A 16,564-nucleotide genomic window follows, 5' to 3' on the forward strand; every position below is an offset into this window, starting at 1 on the left:
GTCTTGCAGAACTGCCGCCAATATCGACAGCAAAGTCTATCCGGAATCCGTTCTATCCGGATCGATGCTTGACGCCGTTATTTGCCGGTCGCGGGTCGGGTCATTGCGCCTCGGAAAAGCTCGTGACGCCCGGCACTTCCACGCTGCTTGTCGCGTTCGGGCCGACAATCCGGCAACGGCCCGTACCTCGAACGAAACGTCAGTCCGGAAAGAACAGCTCTTCGATCGTCATCCCGAATACCTTGGAAATATCGAAGGCGAGCGGCAGGCTCGGGTCGTATCGGCCATTCTCGATCGCGTTGACCGTCTGCCGCGAGACCTTGAGCAGCGCCCCCAGATCGACCTGGGACCAGCCCCGCTCCGCCCTCAATGCCTTTAGCCGGTTCCTCACCGGTAACGGAACCACTGAGTCCAGATGCACCCGGTCCAGATCAGGCTGAGCAGGATCAGCGGCACGTACATCGGCAGCCGGGGCCAGCCGACCACTTCGAGCAGGGCATAGGCGACCATCAGGAACAGCGCCGCGCCAAACGCCCAGGCCACGGCTTCGAGCTGCTTGCGCACCAGCATCTCGTCCATCCTTCGGAATTGCCGGACGGTGGCGCGCAGCAGCCCCGCGGCGGGGATCAGCGGAACCAGCATGACGGCACTACGCCACGCATCGAGTCCGTCGACCTTGAACGCGAGCAGCACGGCCGCCAGCAGGACGGCGATATAGGCCAGCGTCCAGCCGAGCTGCGCCGCCAGCGCGACGCGGATCACGCGCCACTGTTCCGAAGTCATTTTGGGGCCTCCTATGGAAAGCTTCTTTTCCATATCCGAGTCGTTCGGCAATGACAAGCTTCTTTTCCATCGGCGCCGGGCCCGCGGCGCAATCGCGTCTATCCCGCGTCGCGCCGATCGGGCATGAAACGGGCATGATCGCGCCAGTCACAGGACAGCCAGCCAGGGGAAACGCGCTCGTCCGGTTCGCCGGCATCTGGGCGATCTGGCTCGTCATCGCGCTGATCACCTCGGTCCAGGGCTATGTCGCCGGGCTCACCGCCGGAACGCCGCAACCCTGGCTGCCCGCCTTCGGCAATGGCGTCGCCTGGTATTCGGCCTGGGCGGTGCTGACGCCGCTGGTGGTGGCGGTGGCGCGCCGCTTCGCCGGGGAGCGGCGCATCGCACGGCTGCTCGCGATCCATCTCGGTGCGGGCGTTGGCGTCGCGGTGCTGCACTCGGCGCTTTACGCGTCGCTCAACGCGATGGTGTACGGCAAGGCGGCCTGGGCGCCGTGGAGCAAGGACCTGTTGCTGCTCAAGCTCACCAGCAGCATCCATGTGCAGCTGATGATCTATTCGATCATCGTCGGGATCGTGCTCGGCGCGCGCGCCTATCGCACCCTGCGCGACCGCGAGGTCGCCGCCGCCCGGCTGGAGACCAGGCTCGCCGAGGCCGAGACGGCGGCGCTCCGGGCGCAGCTTCAGCCGCATTTCCTGTTCAACACGCTCAACGCCATCTCCGCGCTGGTGCCGGACGATCCGGTCACCGCGCAGCGGCTGATCGCGCGGCTGGGCGATCTGTTGCGGCTGTCGATCGACCAGCACCGGTCGCAGCGTGCCGCGCTCGCTGACGAGCTCGACTTCACCGACGCCTATCTGGCGATCGAGGAGGCGCGGCTGGGCTCGCGGTTGCGTATCGTCCGGCGCATCGCGCCCGAGGCGCTGGTCGTGCCGGTGCCGGCCCTGCTGCTCCAGCCGCTGGTGGAAAATGCGGTGCGGCACGGCATCGCGCCGGTCGTGGCGGGCGGCACGCTGACGATCGAGGCGGCACTTCAGGACGGGCAGCTGCGGCTGATCGTGGCCGACGACGGCAAGGGCGCCGCCGAGATCGTCGAAGGCGTCGGGCTCGGCAATGCCCGGCTGCGCCTGCGCCAGCTTTATGGCGACCGCCAGTCGCTCGCCATCGACACCGCGCCGGGCGGCGGTTTCCGCGTGACCGTCGTGATGCCGCGATGATCCGCACCCTGATCGTCGACGACGAGCCGCTCGCTCGCCGCGCGGTACGCGCGCCGATCGAGGCGCATGGCGGGTTCGCAGTGGTGGGCGAGGCGGATCATGGCCGCGCCGCGGTCGAGGCGATCGGTGCGCTGCGACCGGATCTCGTGTTCCTCGACGTCCAGATGCCGGAAATGACCGGTTTCGACGTGATCGAGGCAGTCGGCGTGGAGACCATGCCGCTCACCGTCTTCGTCACCGCGTTCGACGAGCATGCGGTCCGGGCGTTCGAGGTGGAGGCGCTCGATTATCTGCTCAAGCCGTTCGACGATCTGCGCATCGGTCGCGTGCTCGAACGGGTCTGCCGCCAGCTCGCGACCGGCGCGCCGCACGGCGCCAGGCTGCGCGGGATGCTGGACGGGCTGGCCGGGCCGCCCGGGCTGGTGGTGCGGTCGCATGGCAGCGTCAGGCTGATCCCGCTCGACCAGATCGACTGGATCGCGGCGGCGGGGGATTATGCCGAGGTCAATGCCGGCGGCCGCGCCGCGCTGCTCAATGAATCGCTCGCCTCGCTCGAGGCGCGGCTGCCGGCGGAAGCGTTCGCCCGCGTGCATCGCTCGGCGATCGTCCGTCTCGACCGGCTGGCCGAAATCCGCCCGGCCGCGCATGGAGATGCCGTGCTGCGCCTGACCTGCGGCGCCGATCTGCGTCTCAGCCGGCGCTATCGCGCGGCGGTCGACCGCTATTTAGCCCGCTGATCCCGCCCGGCGAGCCCAGGGTCCCGCCCGGCGAAAGCACCTTGCCGCCCGCCGCCGCCGCATGCCCCGATGCGCGGGCAAGCGGGGAGGGTATCCATGCGCCACATAGGATTGTTTTTCGGCCTGTTGCTGGCGCTGCTCGCGGCGCCCAGCCTGGCGGAGGCGCAGAGCCGGCTGGTGACCAGCCAGCTGCGCTCGGTCAGTTTCGGCGAGAGTCGGATCGGGGTCTCGCCGCTGCGCAACGTCACCGTCTATCTGCCGCCGCATTATGCCGACGGATCGCGGCGTTTCCCGGTGATCTATTACCTCAATCATTTCTTCGAGGATCATCGCGAGCCCTTTGCCAGCCATGATGCGCGCGCGCTGTTCGACAAGGCGATCGGCGCCGGCGTGATCGGCGATGTGATCGTGGTGACGGCGGACTTCTCCACGCCGGCGGGCAGTTCCTGGTACGTCAACTCCTCCGCCACCGGGAATTGGGAGGATTTCATGGTGCGCGAGCTGGTGCCCTGGGTCGATGCGACCTACCGCACGCTCGCCACCCGGGATTCGCGCGGCGTCGCCGGGGACGGAGTGGGTGGCTATGGCGCGGTCCGGTTCGGCATGCGTCATCCCGAAGTCTTCGGCACGGTCTATGCGATGCAGGCAGTGGGCACCGGGCCGGGCGTGCAGACGACCTATAGCCGCCCGAATTTCGATCTGCTCGCTCGTGCCCGCTCGCTCGACGATCTCGGCGACGACAGCTTTTCGCGGATCTTCACCGCTATCTACCAGGCTTTCTCGCCCAATCCCGATCGGCCGCCGCTCTATTTCGATCCGCCCGCGCGCCGGGTGGACGGGCAGCTGCTGGTCGACAGCGCGGTGATGAAGCGATTCCATGAAGACATGGATCTGGCCGGCCTCGTCCCCGACTATGCGGACAATCTGAAATCGCTGCGCGGGCTGAAGATCGACTGGGGCCGGGGCGACACCATTGCGGATCATATCGCCGGCAACCAGGCGCTGTCGCGGCGGCTCGCCGAATTCGGGGTGCCGCACGAGGCAGAGGAGCATGCCGGCGGCTTTCGCGACCGGCATTGGGGGGAGGACGGGCGAGTCTATACCGACGTGCTGCCCTTTTTCGCCCGGCACCTGCTGTTCGGGCCGCCGACCGCGCCGCGCGACCGCGTGACCGCCGCGCATGGCCGGCTCGGCGCGGCGATGATCGCCGGCGACGCGGACGCGCTCGCCGCGCTGTACCTGCCCGACGCGATCAGCATGCCGGAATATCAGCCGGCCCTGTACGGCCGCACCCGGATCGCGGCCTATCAGCGCGCCATGTCCGTCCGCCGCCGCGTGACCGGCTATGTCCCGGTGGCGGCGGAGGTGATCGATCTCGGCAAGGGCGTGCTGGTCGAAACCGGCCTCTTCACCATCGCCTGGCGGCTGTCCGGCGGCGGGATCGAGGAGGAGCGCGGCAAATATGTCAATGTGTGGAGCACCGGACCGGACGGCGCGCTGAAGCTCAAGGCCGATGTCCGTGGCTATCTCCGGCCACTGGCGGACCCGTCGTCCTTCGTCGTCGCACTGCCGGCGCAGGCACCCCCGGCGTCTCCCGCCGGCGGGCCGCTCGCCGCCCGGCTCGATGCCCTGAACCGGGCCAATGCCCGCGCCGTGCAGGATCATGACGTGGCCGCCCAGCTCGCGCTTTATGCCGATGACGGCATGTTCATGCCCTTCGCCAACACCCCAAGGGCGGGGATCGCGGAGCTCCGCCCCTTTCTCACGGCCTATGTCAATGCGGGGCGCGGCGCGACCTTCGATTCGGTGCGGGTCTGGAATACCGGCTTCGAGGATTTCGGCGGCTATGTCCTGGAATATGGGAAGTTCCGCGTCGCCTGGCGGGCGGGCGGGTCGTCCGGGGTCACCCGGGGCGGCGGGCTGCGGCTGTGGCGCCGGGGCGCGGACGGCGCGCTCACAATGCTGCGCCAGATCGGGACGCATGACCATGCCGGCTGACGGTCTCGCGCGGCGCACGGTCCTGTGCGCGCTCCTCGCAGCGCTCCCCGCAACCGCCGCCGCGCAGACCGGTCCGCGCGCGATGATCCGCCTGTTCGACCAGCGCCGGCCGCCGCCGCCGGCGAGGGTCGCCGACATGGCCTGGATCGAGGGCCACTGGATCGGCGCCATGCCGGAGGGGCCGGTCGAACATGTCGTGCTCGGCGCCGCATTCGGCCATATGCCCGGCTTCGTCCGCGCGGTCAGCCCGGAGGGCGTGGTCTTTTACGAGATCAGCGTGTTCGTCGAGACCGGCGATTCGCTCGCGGTGCGGGTCAAGCATTTCACGCCGGCGCTTGCCGGATGGGAGACGCAGCAGGGCTATGTCGATCGCCCGCTGGTCGCGCGCGACGGCGACCTTTTCTATTTCGACGGCATCACTTTCCAGCGCACCGGGCCGGACGGCTTCACCGTCTATTTCCTCGACCGCCCCGGCGGCGTGGAGCGTGCCACCCTGGTCATCCCGTTCCGGCGGAAGGGTAACTAAGCCCGGTCCCAATAAGGCGGGTCGCCGAAGCTGCGCCTGAGGCTCGCGGTCAGCGCGGCGATCTTGGTCGAGGCGCTGCGGTCGCGCAGATAGGCGATGAACAGCTCGGCGCCCTCCGCCTCGATCTCCACATCGACGATCTCCAGCGCCCCGCTCGCCAGCTGCTCGTGCACGAAGAAAGTCGGCAACAGGGTGATGCCCAGCCCGGCCAGCGCCGCATCGCGCATCACCAGGCCGTTATTCACCCGGAGCGCGGCGCGCGGCCGCAGCACCGTCCAGCCGTCCGCCCCGGCGAAGCGCCAGTCGGCGTCGCGATTGGCGTAGAGGATGCCGCAATGCCCCGCCAGCTCGGCCAGGGTGCGGGGCCGGCCCTTCTCCGCCAGATAGCGGGGCGTGGCGACCAGCACCCGCCGGGTCACCGCCAGCCGTTTCGCCACCAGCCGCGTGTCGCCGACCGGGCCGTGGCGGATCACCGCGTCGAATCCGCTCGCCGCCGCGTCGACAAAGCCGTCGTCCAGCTCCAGCGTCAGGTCGATATCGGGATGGTCGCGCAGGAACTGGTTCAGCGCGGGCCCGAGATGCAGGATGCCGAACCCGACCGGCCCCGATACCCGGAGCGGCCCGGCCAAAGTCCCGCGCCGCTGCGCCAGCTCGGCCGCCGCCTCGCGCGCCTGGTACAGGATATGCTGCGCGCGCGGCAGGAAGCTGTGGCCGTCCTCGGTCAGGGTCAGCTTGCGCGTGGTGCGCTGGATCAACCGCGTGCCCAAAGTGCGCTCCAGCTCGGCCAGCCTTTCGCTCACCACCGACTTGGCGAATCCCAGCCGCCGCGCCGCCGCGCTGATCGATCCGGCCTCGGTGATCGCGGCAAAGGCGCTGAGCCCGTCCATCTTCATCATCGTTCGGCTATCCCGGACACAAGTTTCAGCTTTATGCTACTAGTCCGAACAACCGATAGCGATCATTTTCCTCGGCAAGACGGGCGGCCCCGATGGCGCCCAAACAGGGGAAATCCGATGCTTCGTTCGCTGATGCTCGCCGGCGCCGCACTGATCATGGCGGCGCCCGCCGCAGCGCAAGTGCCGCCTTATCCGGCCGCCTTCCATACCGAGGAGATCGCCACCAACGGTGCGACCATCCATGTCCGGGTCGGCGGCAAGGGCCCCGCGGTCGTGCTGCTGCACGGCTATGGCGAGACCGGCGACATGTGGGCGCCGATGGCGGCCGACCTGATGCGCGACCACACCGTGATCGTGCCCGATCTGCGCGGCCTCGGCCTGTCCTCCAAGCCGTCCGGCGGGTTCGACAAGAAGAATCAGGCGGGCGATGTGCTCGGCGTGCTCGACCGGCTGAAGATCGCCAGGGCCGATCTGGTCACGCATGACATCGGCAACATGGTCGGCTTCGCCTTTGCCGCGCTCCACCCCGACCGGGTCGGCCGCTTCGTGCTGATCGATGCGCCGGTGCCCGGCGTCGGCCCATGGGAGGAGATCCTCAAGAACCCGCTGCTCTGGCATTTCCGTTTCGGCGGGCCCGACATGGAGCGGCTGGTGGCGGGGCGCGAGCGCATCTATCTCGATCGCTTCTGGAACGAATTCTCCGCGGTGCCCGCGCATTTCACCGAAGGCTCGCGCGAGCATTATGCAAAACTCTACGCCATGCCCGGCGCGATGCACTCCGGCTTCGCGCAATTCGCCGCCTTCGATCAGGACGCGATCGACAACCGCGCCTGGCTCGCCGCGAACGGCAAGCTCAAGATGCCGGTCCTCGCGCTCGGCGGCGAGAAGAGCTTCGGCCTGACCATGGCGGTGGTGATGCGCGCCGGCGCCGAGAATGTCACCGAAGGCGTGGTCCCCGGTTCCGGCCACTGGATCATGGAAGAGAATCCCGACGCGACCGTGACGCTGGTTCGCGGCTTCCTGGACGCGGGCAAGTGAAGGCGCGGCTCTGGTTGGCGACGGCACTCCTGCCGCTCGCCGCCACCAGCGCCGCCCAAACAGGGGCGGGGCAGTCGGGGGAGGGCGGTCACCTCCGCCTCGCCCCCGCCGACATTGCCGCGCTGCCCATGCTAGGCGCCGGCGCCGGCACCTCGGGCGTGGCGGGCATCCGCACCCGCATTCTCTCCGGCGACCCGACCAAGGCCGGCCTCTACACCATCGCGCTGACCGTCCCCGCCAACACCCGCATCGCCGCCCACCGCCACCGCGACGATCGCACCGCCACCGTCGTCGCCGGCACCTGGTATTTCGGCTATGGCGACAAGGCACCGGACGCCGCGTTCAAGCCCCTCCCGCCCGGCAGCTTCTATGCCGAACCCGGCGACGTCGCCCATTTCGCCCGGACGGGCGCCGATCCGGTGACGCTCTACATCACCGGCATCGGGCCGACCGACACCCGCTATGTCGAGGCCAGCGCGAGCCCTTGATCGAAAGCAACACGGTCGCGGCTCGAAACCGCGCCGCGCGTTCCTATATTGCCCGGTAGCGGCTCTTGCCGAATCCGAACAAATATGGAACATAACGGTCTATGCTGACCCATATCTCCGTGCGCGGCGCGCGCGAGCACAACCTCAAGGATGTCTCGATCGACATCCCGCGCGACACGCTCACGGTGATCACCGGCCTGTCCGGCTCGGGCAAGTCGAGCCTGGCCTTCGACACCATCTATGCCGAGGGGCAGCGGCGCTATGTCGAGTCGCTCTCGGCCTATGCCCGCCAGTTCCTCGAGCTGATGCAGAAGCCCGATGTCGACCATATCGAGGGCCTGTCGCCCGCCATCTCGATCGAGCAGAAGACCACCAGCCGCAACCCGCGTTCGACCGTCGCGACCGTCACCGAGGTCTATGATTACATGCGCCTGCTCTGGGCGCGCGTCGGCATTCCCTATTCGCCCGAGACCGGCCTGCCGATCGCAGCGCAGACCGTCAGCCAGATGGTCGACCGGGTCATGGATCTGCCCGAGGGCACGCGCCTGTACCTGCTCGCCCCCGTCGTGCGCGGCCGCAAGGGCGAATATCGCAAGGAAATGCTCGAGTGGCAGAAAGCGGGCTTCACCCGCGTCCGCATCGACGGCGAACTGTACGAGATCGACGAAGCCCCCGCGCTCGACAAGAAATTCAAGCACGACATCGAGGTGGTGGTCGACCGCCTCGTCGTCGGCCCCGACATGTCCACGCGCCTCGCCGACAGCTTCGAGACCGCGCTGAAGCTGGCCGAGGGGCTGGCCTATGTGGATCTGGTCGATACGACGGTGGCCGAAATATCCCCCTCCCGCTCGCGGGAGGGGCTAGGGGAGGGCCTGTCCGCAAGCAGCGCCGCCCTTGGTGACACGCCCTCCCCCGACCCCTCCCGCAAGCGGGAGGGGAGTAAGGTCAAGGAAGCCCCCCAGACCTTCGTCCCCGAAGGCAAGATGAAGAACACCGGCATCCCCGCCAACCGCATCGTGTTCTCCGAAAAATTCGCCTGCCCGGTCTCCGGCTTCACCATCGCCGAGATCGAGCCACGCCTCTTCTCCTTCAACGCCCCGCAAGGCGCATGCCCCGCATGCGACGGCCTCGGCGAGAAGCTGCTGTTCGACGAGGAACTCGTCGTTCCCAACCATGCGCTCTCCATCAAGAAGGGCGCGATCGTCCCCTGGGCGAAATCCAACCCGCCTTCGCCCTATTACATGCAGGTGCTGGGCAGCCTGGCGCGCGAATTCGGCTTCAGCCTCGACACGCCCTGGGAGGATCTGCCCGGCGAAGTGAAGCTGATCATCCTGCACGGCACCGCCGGCAAGCCCGTCACGCTGACCTTTATCGACGGCAAGAAGTCGTACGACGTGCGCAAGCCCTTCGAGGGCGTCATCGGCAACCTCAACCGCCGCATGCTCCAGACCGAAAGCGCCTGGATGCGCGAGGAGCTGTCGAAGTACCAGAGCAGCGCTGCGTGCGAGGTCTGCCACGGCGCCCGCCTCAAGCCCGAGGCGCTGGCGGTCAAGATCGGCATGCGCGACATCTCCTCGGTCACCCATTTGTCGGTGGTCGATGCGCTCGCCTGGTTCACCGCCATCCCGTCGGATCTGACGACGCAGCAGAACGCCATTGCCGAACGCATCCTCAAGGAGATCCTCGAACGGCTCGGCTTCCTCAACAATGTCGGGCTGGATTATCTCAACCTGGATCGCACCTCGGGCACGCTGTCGGGCGGTGAGAGCCAGCGCATYCGCCTSGCSTCGCAGATCGGCTCGGGCCTCTCGGGCGTGCTYTACGTGCTSGACGAGCCGASSATCGGCCTGCACCAGCGCGACAACGACATGCTCTTGAAGACGCTCCGGCGCCTGCGCGATCTCGGCAATACCGTGCTGGTGGTCGAGCATGACGAGGATGCGATCCGCTCGGCCGATTACATCATCGATATGGGCCCCGGCGCCGGCGTCCATGGCGGCGCGGTCGTGGCCGAGGGAACGCTCGACGACATCCTGACGTCGACGGGCAGCGTCACCGCGGATTATCTCAACGGCACACGCGAGGTCGCGGTGCCCACGACGCGACGCAAGGGCAACGGCAAGAAGCTGACGGTGCACAACGCCACCGCCAACAATCTGCGCGGCGTCACCGCCAGCCTGCCGCTCGGCACCTTCACCTGCATCACCGGTGTGTCGGGCTCGGGCAAGTCGAGCTTCACCATCGACACGCTCTATGCCGCCGCCGCGCGCCAGCTCAACGGCGCGCGCGTGCTCGCCGGCAAGCATGAGAAGATCAGCGGCCTGCAATATCTCGACAAGGTGATCGACATCGATCAGTCGCCGATCGGCCGCACCCCGCGCTCCAACCCCGCGACCTATACCGGCGCTTTCACTCAGATCCGCGACTGGTTCGCCGGCCTGCCCGAAAGCCAGGCGCGCGGCTACAAGCCCGGCCGGTTCAGTTTCAACGTCAAGGGCGGCCGGTGCGRGGCCTGCCAGGGTGACGGCCTGCTCAAGATCGAGATGCACTTCCTGCCCGACGTCTATGTGACGTGCGACGTGTGCCACGGCGCCCGCTACAACCGGGAGACGCTCGAGGTGAAGTTCAAGGGCAAGTCGATCGCCGACGTGCTCGACATGACGGTCGAGGACGCGGTCGAGTTCTTCAAGGCCGTCCCCCCGATCCGCGACAAGATGGCGATGCTGGCGGAGGTCGGTCTCGGTTACGTCAAGGTCGGCCAGCAGGCGACGACTCTGTCGGGCGGCGAAGCGCAACGCGTCAAGCTGGCCAAGGAACTGTCCCGCCGCGCGACCGGCCAGACCCTCTACATCCTCGACGAGCCCACCACCGGCCTGCATTTCGAGGACGTGCGCAAGCTGCTCGAAGTGCTCCACGCGCTGGTCGACCAGGGCAACACGGTGGTGGTCATCGAGCACAATCTGGATGTCATCAAGACCGCCGACTGGGTGCTCGACCTCGGGCCGGAGGGCGGCGTGAAGGGCGGGGAGATCGTCGCCGAGGGCACGCCGGAGAAGGTGGCGAAGACCAAGGGATCGTTCACCGGGCAATATCTCGCGCCGCTCTTGGAGCGCGGGCGGGAGCGGGTGGCGGCGGAATAATTTCTCTCCCTAGTCTCTCTCTCTCTCTCTCTCTCTCTCTCTCTCTCTCAGAAGGAGGGGAGGGAGCCGTGCAGCCGCGGAAGGCTGAGTGTGACACCCGCGAAATCACCGAGTCGCCAGAAGGCAGGGGGCAAGCAAGAGGGTCTGCATCGACCCGAATTCGAAGCTGCCTTCCGCCCTTCGCCCGCGAGTGAGGCCATGAAACGAGCGGCTGGAATCTGAGATCACCTTCTCCGCTCGCCCTGAGCATGTCGAAGGGTTGCTTTTCTCCGAAGGAAAGAAGAGCAAAGTTCGACCAGTCGGTATCACCGTCGCCGCTTCTCTCTTACTACCCCCGCAAACGTCGTCTGCGTTCATCCCACATCCAACTATTCCCGTGACGAGGGATGGCGGAGATGAAAGAATCCTTCGAGAATGCGCTGTTTCGAGATCGTTTTCACATGAGCGTGAGGCGTTGTGAGTGACTTCACGACGCCTCACATCAGGCGAGGGTCAATCCGTCACGATCCGCCGCAGAAATAGTCGAGACTGTAGCTGCTAGAAGCGGTCAGAGCCGCACCGGGATAAAACGTGATGCCAGACGTCGCCGCGACCTTGGCGACAAGGAGGGGCGTGGGCGGTGCTCCATTTCTTTGCAGGCTGATGGCGCAGTTCGGAATACGGCCCCGTCCGATCCCGAAAGTCAGCGTTAGGACAGGGCCGATTGAGAGTGAGCCGCTGCCCGTATTGAGTGTATAAGTCCCGGAGACTTGATCGCAGCTATGGCCTGTTGCGCAGGCGACGGAGGCTCCGGAGCCGACGAAACCAGGTCCGGCAAGTGTGACGGCCGAGTTGTTCGCGGTCCCTGTAAGGGCAACGGCTGCAACCGGCTGAAGGGCCGTAACCTGCGACGCGTTGATCTGAAGCTGACTGGAGCCGGCAACGACGAACTCCCAGCCTTGGATCGTCGCTTCATTGGATATCCAGTCGTTTCCGAGTGCAGTGGGAAAGCGAAGGTTGGGGTCCGAATTGGTTGTGTTGCCGTAAATGCGCTGGCCCCTCGCGATGGTGAGCGCGGCTTGGTCGGTGCCGAACGTCGCACCTGAGAAATCGAGGCCGAACCGATATTTGCCGGTGGCGCTCCACGCGGTGTCGACAGCTCCGATGCCTTGCTGCTGCAGCCTGACGCCTGCCCACATCGTGCCGAGATTCCCGATCGCGCTTGTACGCCGCAGGTTGAACACCGCACCGATGCCAGCAACGTCATTGCCTTGGTCATCGAGATTGATCTCGATGGGATTGAGATACACTCCGTCTTGACCGGCAAAGGCATCGCCCGCGAACAGGCTGCACGCGGGGTTGGCGAGAAAATTGGTGGCGCCGGCTCGTTGCCCCGTCACGAAGCACGTACCACTGAAATTGATCAGATCGCCTTGCCCCGCCTGATAGCTTTGAATGCGATAGCCGACCGCCGCCGTGCGCCCGTCATTGCCTGACGTTGATTGATTCCAGCCGGATGCATTGTAGATCGAAAGATAATGCGGCGATGCCTCGGGCGTGAATTGGTATCCCGTAGAAGGCTGGCCGAGCGTAGCGGCGCCGTAGATGCGGTACTCTTCTCCAGCGGCGTGACGCCAATCACCATTGAATGCGGTGTCGGGCGATGAATATGTTCCCAAAGCTGATGGTGCCTGCCTTATCAGGTCGAATTTTGGCGCCCGCCAATTTCCCGAGGAATCTCCAATCTGGCCAACCCCTTTCAAAGGAGCGGGCATTACTGAAGAGCCGATATTCGTCGGAAAGCGCCCTTCGGGCACATAGGCGACCCCGGCGGCATTGACTATGTTAGTCAAAGCTGTCGCGTTGATGGACGATGATGCCGTCGTCGCCCCGCCGGGCATTCGAATATCCAACAACGTGGTCGATGCAAGCCAGCATTTTCCGTTTGCACTGGGCACCTGGGACACGCCGTCGCCTGCGCCGCTGTTCAGGGCACACGCGCTGGCACTGGCGGTAAAAGTGACAGGTGGAGAATCTCCCGCCGTCGAGAACCCATCGCGTATGATTCGTTGAAGAGTGACAGTGGATAATGTTTGAAGGGCGGTGTTGTTCGAAACATGTTGCAGGGTCGTTTGTGCGCAGGCTGGCCAGCAAATGCCGGAGAGTATTAAGTACAGCCACCGGGGACGAATTTTTAGAATATACATGAATCATATCTCCCGGTTGGTACGAGGGCATTTCATGGCGACGGCATAACTGAGTGCCATCAGCGTCATCCTTAAAGAGTTCGGTGGCCGTCGCATGAGGCCAATTAATCTCTGGTACCGTACATTTTAATCGAGCGTCGAATTGCACAGTCTTTATCCCCGCATCAACCCGTTGACGAATTACATGGGGTGATCGCGGGCGTTGCGCGGCCAGGCCGCTGACCTCAGCCGGCAGCTCGTCGCCACAGCGCGCACCGACGCATCGTGCCGACTGCTGATGTCGATCCTCGGGGTCGGCACGGTCAGTGCGACGTCCTTTGTCACAGCGATCGAGGAGCCGCAGAACGTCAAGAAAAACCGCGCGATGGGGGCGTGGCTGGGGCTAACCACCCGGCGATATCCAATCGGCCGAGGTCGATTATGACGGCCATATCTCGCGGCGCGGCGACCGGCATCTGCGCAGCCTGCTCTAACGAGGCGGCAACCGTGATCCTGACGCGCGCAGTTGCCGAATTACAGTGACGAATTACAGTGACGGTGCACTAATTGGCCGCAACGCCGCCTTCAGCGTCGTTCGGCCTCAACCTCAACCCCACCGATGCCGATCAGCCCCGCTCCACCGCCTCCGCGATATCGGTCGGGCTGGTGTTGAAGCCCAGCCGCGCACCGGCCGTCGCCGCCGCATTGACCAGCGCCTCAAGCATCGGCGTCGATGCCGGGTCCAGCCGGACGCCACCGCCGATCACGACCAGTTCGGCGGGTCTCGCGGCCAGTCGTTCGCGCAAACGCGCAGCCTCGGCTGCGGGGTCGCCGGAATAGGACACCATCACCCATTCCGCATCGTGCCCGGCCGCCGCCACCCGTTCGCGATCCGCATCGATCCCGGCCTGGATCGATTGCGCCGTGATCGGCTTGCCGCGAAAGAAGTCGCTCGTGAAATCGATGCTGGCCGGATCGAAGCCGACCACGATTACCTGCTTGCCCATATCCACCCCCATTTCAAAGTGCGCTGCCAAAGCACGCCACTGCTGCGGCGCCCGCAGCCTGGTCGTCGATGCAATGCTCGATCCAGCGCCTCAAGCGCTTCACGGGTCACACCGCCTGGTCGGCGAGAGTAACGTAGACCAGTGTCGCGCTCGTTACAGCAACAAAACAAATTTGCCGGCATGCGGGAATTACGGTGACAGTTTACTAATTACTACCCCGAGCGCCTACCGCAATGGCGCCCACCGAGGGTATTGCAGAGTGGTTTCGAGGACTCGGCACGAACCAAATCCTCGCCGAGCGAACCGCAAGACAAGCCTGTGTTCCCTGCGCTAGCCTGCGTCCATCATGCCACCCGCACACCCATCTCCAGATAGAACCCTCCTCATCCTCGACCTGGACGAGACGCTGATCTACGCGACCGAGACGCCGCTGGCTCGGCCAGCCGACTTCTCGGTCTATGGCTATCACGTCTATCGCCGACCCCATCTCGATACGTTCCTCGCCGTATGTGCCCGGCATTTCGAACTGGCCGTCTGGTCCTCCGCGTCGGACGCCTATGTCCAGGCGGTGGTGGACCGGATCTTCCCCGATCCGGCCGCGCTTCACTTCGTCTGGGGTCGCAGCCGCGCGACGCTTCGCCGCGTGTCGCCCAATGACGATGGCTATATGCTCGATCCCTGGGACCATCTCCATTACCTCAAGCCGCTCACCAAGGTGCGAAAGGCCGGGTGGCCGCTCCAGCGCGTGCTGATCGTCGACGATACTCCCGAGAAATGCATCCGCAACTATGGCAACGCGATCTATCCGCGTGCCTATGATGGCGCGGAGGATGACGCGGAACTGGTCGACCTCGCCCGCTATCTGGCCAGCCTGAAGGACGAGCCGAACGTCCGCACCATCGAAAAGCGGCGCTGGCGCGACAGGCTGAGCACGCCCGACCTTTCGTGAGGTTTTGCTGGGCAGAGGATACGGTGCCCGCTTTCTTAACCCCCGGTGGCCCCGCGCGGGCGCATCCGACGCGGGCGTCGCCGGTTTTGGTCCCGCCGTGACGCTCTGCGATTGTGGTCTCGTCCGTTGACGGCCAGCGGTCTGGATTGCATTACATGGGCGTCTAAGGCATATTATACACACAGTTGACATATAACGAGGATCATGTATTTTAGCGTTTCCGGCCCTTAGGATGCGCTAATGTCTAAGTATATCAACCTTACGCTTCATCTTGGATCGTTGGACGGTGAATCATGGAATGCCACATTCAACGATGTGGAACAGGTTTTGGGTTTTCCGCTCCCCCCAAGCGCCCGGCAATATGCCGCTTGGTGGGCAAACCAAGACCGCGCTCAAGGCTTGGCATGGCAAAGTGCCGGTTGGAACGCCTTTGATGTCGATCTCGCAAACGAGAAGGTCACGTTCCGCTATGTCGGGGCGCAAGAGACCGGTGACGCGCCTGCCGTGCGCCCGCTCACGATAGCCCAAGCTAAGGCGGGGTTGGCCGCGAATTTCAATGTTCCCGTCGATGCCATCGAAATCCTTATTCGGGGGTGATGGACATCGCGGCCAGGCTCCGGCGGGGCATAAAGCCTCTAGGCTTCGACCCTCGGACGCTCGTTAAACCTAGGCAATGCGCGGTTGGGGCACGTCGGGTCTAGGCGACTTTCCTTCCACAGGGGGAGTGGATGTCATCTGATTTTCTCAAGGAAAGCGCGGGTGCCGCGTGGAGCCTCACATCCGCTGTAATCGCATCGTCAACATGGAGCTAACACTGCGGAATGGCAGGTGACGGATCCGGAAGAAGATGATCAGGTTCTTTTATGGAGTTCGCGGTATGAAAAAGGTGAAAAAAATTCCGCGACATGAGGCGAGCGCTGTCCCCAGCCGAGCCGGTAACCACAACGCTAATAAGCCACCGTTGAACAGATGGGGCGCCATGGTGGCCGTCGTACATTCGTTCAACGACAAGGACCGTCCGTTCATGGCGTTAACGGCTGTTGGTATAATAATCGGCTTGCCCGGCGCGAGCCTCTTGATGTCTATTGTAGCGGTGTTGCGGTGATATCGCGGAATCGCAGCAACTGTGCTTTTTGACTAACAACTAAAACCGCACCAAAGCCGTTGACCGCCACCGTAATCTGAGTTCCAATCCCCCCATGCCGATCGACCATGACAGGATCGATGAAGCCACGCTCGCGCTGCTCTATCTCGGACTGCACGACGGTCGCCGCGCCTGGAATGGTTTCGACTGGGGCGCCACCGATCGGCTTTACGCAAAGGGCCTGCTCGACAATCCGCGCAACAGGAACAAGTCGGTGGTCTTCACCGACGAGGGCCTGGTCGCGGCAGAGGCCGCGTTCGCCCGGTTGTTCGGCGAGGAGTGAGCGGCCCGCCTATCCCGGCTCAAGGCCGACCACGATGCCTGCTTCCCCATATCCACCCCCTTCAAAGCACGCTGCCAAAGCACGCCATTGTCACACTCCGGCAGACCGCTCGCCCGATGCAACGCCGGGTCCAGCGCCCGCGCGCGTTCACGGATCAAGCCGCCCACGCCGCGGGCCGCCGCCCTGCCGCCCG

General features: G+C 65.2%; 16 protein-coding genes and 1 pseudogene. 12 read left to right on the forward strand and 5 right to left on the reverse strand.

Features of this window, described 5'->3' with window-relative positions:
• Positions 1 to 199: 199 nt before the first annotated feature.
• Positions 200 to 391, reverse strand: coding sequence for a helix-turn-helix transcriptional regulator (locus AC1DX5_RS23805; protein ID WP_465170214.1), 192 nt, complete (start codon positions 389 to 391; stop codon positions 200 to 202).
• Positions 388 to 783 carry a hypothetical protein gene (locus tag AC1DX5_RS23810; protein ID WP_465170213.1) on the reverse strand — a complete coding sequence of 132 codons (396 nt, stop codon included), beginning with the start codon at positions 781 to 783 and terminating at the stop codon, positions 388 to 390. Before AC1DX5_RS23810 ends, AC1DX5_RS23805 begins: the two co-directional genes overlap by 4 nt.
• A gap of 134 nt (positions 784 to 917) precedes the next feature.
• Here AC1DX5_RS23810 and AC1DX5_RS23815 point away from each other — a divergent pair, with 134 nt between their 5' ends.
• From AC1DX5_RS23815 to AC1DX5_RS23830, 4 genes are all read left to right on the forward strand, one after another.
• Entirely contained in the window at positions 918 to 2,000 is a 1,083-nt protein-coding gene (locus AC1DX5_RS23815; protein ID WP_478017771.1) for a sensor histidine kinase, read from the forward strand.
• Positions 1,997 to 2,737: a LytR/AlgR family response regulator transcription factor gene (locus AC1DX5_RS23820; protein WP_465170211.1), complete on the forward strand. Its 741-nt coding sequence runs from the start codon at positions 1,997 to 1,999 to the stop codon at positions 2,735 to 2,737. Before AC1DX5_RS23815 ends, AC1DX5_RS23820 begins: the two co-directional genes overlap by 4 nt.
• 96 nt (positions 2,738 to 2,833) lie before the next feature.
• Positions 2,834 to 4,735 carry an alpha/beta hydrolase-fold protein gene (locus AC1DX5_RS23825; protein ID WP_478017772.1) on the forward strand — a complete coding sequence of 634 codons (1,902 nt, stop codon included), beginning with the start codon at positions 2,834 to 2,836 and terminating at the stop codon, positions 4,733 to 4,735.
• Positions 4,719 to 5,261 carry a DUF6265 family protein gene (locus AC1DX5_RS23830; protein ID WP_478017774.1) on the forward strand — a complete coding sequence of 181 codons (543 nt, stop codon included), beginning with the start codon at positions 4,719 to 4,721 and terminating at the stop codon, positions 5,259 to 5,261. The genes AC1DX5_RS23825 and AC1DX5_RS23830 overlap by 17 nt, the downstream gene beginning before the upstream one ends.
• On the opposite strand, the gene AC1DX5_RS23835 is transcribed toward AC1DX5_RS23830, so the two are convergent.
• Positions 5,258 to 6,157, reverse strand: coding sequence for a LysR family transcriptional regulator (locus AC1DX5_RS23835; RefSeq protein WP_478017777.1), 900 nt, complete (start codon positions 6,155 to 6,157; stop codon positions 5,258 to 5,260). The two genes, AC1DX5_RS23830 and AC1DX5_RS23835, sit on opposite strands and share 4 nt — an antisense overlap.
• 117 nt (positions 6,158 to 6,274) lie before the next feature.
• Between AC1DX5_RS23835 and AC1DX5_RS23840 the strand changes: the two genes are divergently transcribed.
• The 3 genes from AC1DX5_RS23840 to uvrA all read left to right on the forward strand — a co-directional run bounded on the left by AC1DX5_RS23840 (position 6,275) and on the right by uvrA (position 10,823).
• Entirely contained in the window at positions 6,275 to 7,195 is a 921-nt protein-coding gene (locus AC1DX5_RS23840; RefSeq protein WP_465170207.1) for an alpha/beta fold hydrolase, read from the forward strand.
• A gap of 14 nt (positions 7,196 to 7,209) precedes the next feature.
• Positions 7,210 to 7,683 (forward strand): cupin domain-containing protein, encoded by a 474-nt coding sequence (locus AC1DX5_RS23845; protein ID WP_465170206.1) that lies wholly within the window; start codon positions 7,210 to 7,212, stop codon positions 7,681 to 7,683.
• A gap of 101 nt (positions 7,684 to 7,784) precedes the next feature.
• Complete coding sequence (uvrA, locus tag AC1DX5_RS23850; RefSeq protein WP_478017779.1) at positions 7,785 to 10,823, forward strand: excinuclease ABC subunit UvrA; 3,039 nt, start codon at positions 7,785 to 7,787, stop codon at positions 10,821 to 10,823.
• Positions 10,824 to 11,323: 500 nt separating this feature from the next.
• Here uvrA and AC1DX5_RS23855 read toward each other — a convergent pair whose 3' ends face one another.
• Positions 11,324 to 12,655, reverse strand: a complete 1,332-nt coding sequence (locus tag AC1DX5_RS23855; RefSeq protein ID WP_465170204.1) for a hypothetical protein — start codon at positions 12,653 to 12,655, stop codon at positions 11,324 to 11,326.
• A gap of 13 nt (positions 12,656 to 12,668) precedes the next feature.
• On the opposite strand from AC1DX5_RS23855, the gene AC1DX5_RS23860 reads away from it, so the two are divergent.
• Both AC1DX5_RS23860 and AC1DX5_RS23865 read left to right on the forward strand, forming a co-directional pair.
• The gene (locus tag AC1DX5_RS23860) at positions 12,669 to 12,875 is read left to right on the forward strand and encodes a hypothetical protein (protein ID WP_465170203.1); all 207 of its coding nucleotides are present in this window, start codon (positions 12,669 to 12,671) and stop codon (positions 12,873 to 12,875) included.
• A 333-nt stretch (positions 12,876 to 13,208) separates the two neighbouring features.
• Positions 13,209 to 13,513 (forward strand): annotated as a pseudogene (locus AC1DX5_RS23865) (transposase); the annotation flags it as partial.
• Between the two features lie 101 nt (positions 13,514 to 13,614).
• Here AC1DX5_RS23865 and AC1DX5_RS23870 read toward each other — a convergent pair.
• Entirely contained in the window at positions 13,615 to 13,995 is a 381-nt protein-coding gene (locus AC1DX5_RS23870; RefSeq protein ID WP_478017782.1) for a hypothetical protein, read from the reverse strand.
• 346 nt (positions 13,996 to 14,341) lie between these two features.
• Between AC1DX5_RS23870 and AC1DX5_RS23875 the strand changes: the two genes are divergently transcribed.
• The 3 genes from AC1DX5_RS23875 to AC1DX5_RS23885 all read left to right on the forward strand — a co-directional run bounded on the left by AC1DX5_RS23875 (position 14,342) and on the right by AC1DX5_RS23885 (position 16,371).
• Positions 14,342 to 14,944 carry an NIF family HAD-type phosphatase gene (locus AC1DX5_RS23875; RefSeq protein ID WP_465174480.1) on the forward strand — a complete coding sequence of 201 codons (603 nt, stop codon included), beginning with the start codon at positions 14,342 to 14,344 and terminating at the stop codon, positions 14,942 to 14,944.
• Positions 14,945 to 15,184: 240 nt separating this feature from the next.
• Complete coding sequence (locus tag AC1DX5_RS23880; protein WP_465174479.1) at positions 15,185 to 15,541, forward strand: DUF7662 domain-containing protein; 357 nt, start codon at positions 15,185 to 15,187, stop codon at positions 15,539 to 15,541.
• 602 nt (positions 15,542 to 16,143) lie between these two features.
• Positions 16,144 to 16,371 (forward strand): DUF6429 family protein, encoded by a 228-nt coding sequence (locus tag AC1DX5_RS23885; RefSeq protein WP_465174478.1) that lies wholly within the window; start codon positions 16,144 to 16,146, stop codon positions 16,369 to 16,371.
• Positions 16,372 to 16,564: the final 193 nt, after the last annotated feature.

Source organism: Sphingomonas sp. P2_B6 (genome assembly GCF_056404755.1).

Bases quoted from the DNA above. Each gene is read 5' to 3' on its own strand.
- AC1DX5_RS23825 (WP_478017772.1), top strand. From the start codon at position 2,834: ATGCGCCACATAGGATTGTTTTTCGGCCTGTTGCTGGCGCTGCTCGCG.
- AC1DX5_RS23880 (WP_465174479.1), top strand. From the start codon at position 15,185: ATGTCTAAGTATATCAACCTTACGCTTCATCTTGGATCGTTGGACGGT.
- AC1DX5_RS23810 (WP_465170213.1), bottom strand. From the start codon at position 783: ATGACTTCGGAACAGTGGCGCGTGATCCGCGTCGCGCTGGCGGCGCAG.
- AC1DX5_RS23835 (WP_478017777.1), bottom strand. From the start codon at position 6,157: ATGATGAAGATGGACGGGCTCAGCGCCTTTGCCGCGATCACCGAGGCC.
- AC1DX5_RS23830 (WP_478017774.1), top strand. From the start codon at position 4,719: ATGACCATGCCGGCTGACGGTCTCGCGCGGCGCACGGTCCTGTGCGCG.
- AC1DX5_RS23860 (WP_465170203.1), top strand. From the start codon at position 12,669: ATGGACGATGATGCCGTCGTCGCCCCGCCGGGCATTCGAATATCCAAC.
- AC1DX5_RS23875 (WP_465174480.1), top strand. From the start codon at position 14,342: ATGCCACCCGCACACCCATCTCCAGATAGAACCCTCCTCATCCTCGAC.
- AC1DX5_RS23815 (WP_478017771.1), top strand. From the start codon at position 918: ATGATCGCGCCAGTCACAGGACAGCCAGCCAGGGGAAACGCGCTCGTC.
- AC1DX5_RS23820 (WP_465170211.1), top strand. From the start codon at position 1,997: ATGATCCGCACCCTGATCGTCGACGACGAGCCGCTCGCTCGCCGCGCG.
- AC1DX5_RS23885 (WP_465174478.1), top strand. From the start codon at position 16,144: ATGCCGATCGACCATGACAGGATCGATGAAGCCACGCTCGCGCTGCTC.
- AC1DX5_RS23870 (WP_478017782.1), bottom strand. From the start codon at position 13,995: ATGGGCAAGCAGGTAATCGTGGTCGGCTTCGATCCGGCCAGCATCGAT.
- AC1DX5_RS23840 (WP_465170207.1), top strand. From the start codon at position 6,275: ATGCTTCGTTCGCTGATGCTCGCCGGCGCCGCACTGATCATGGCGGCG.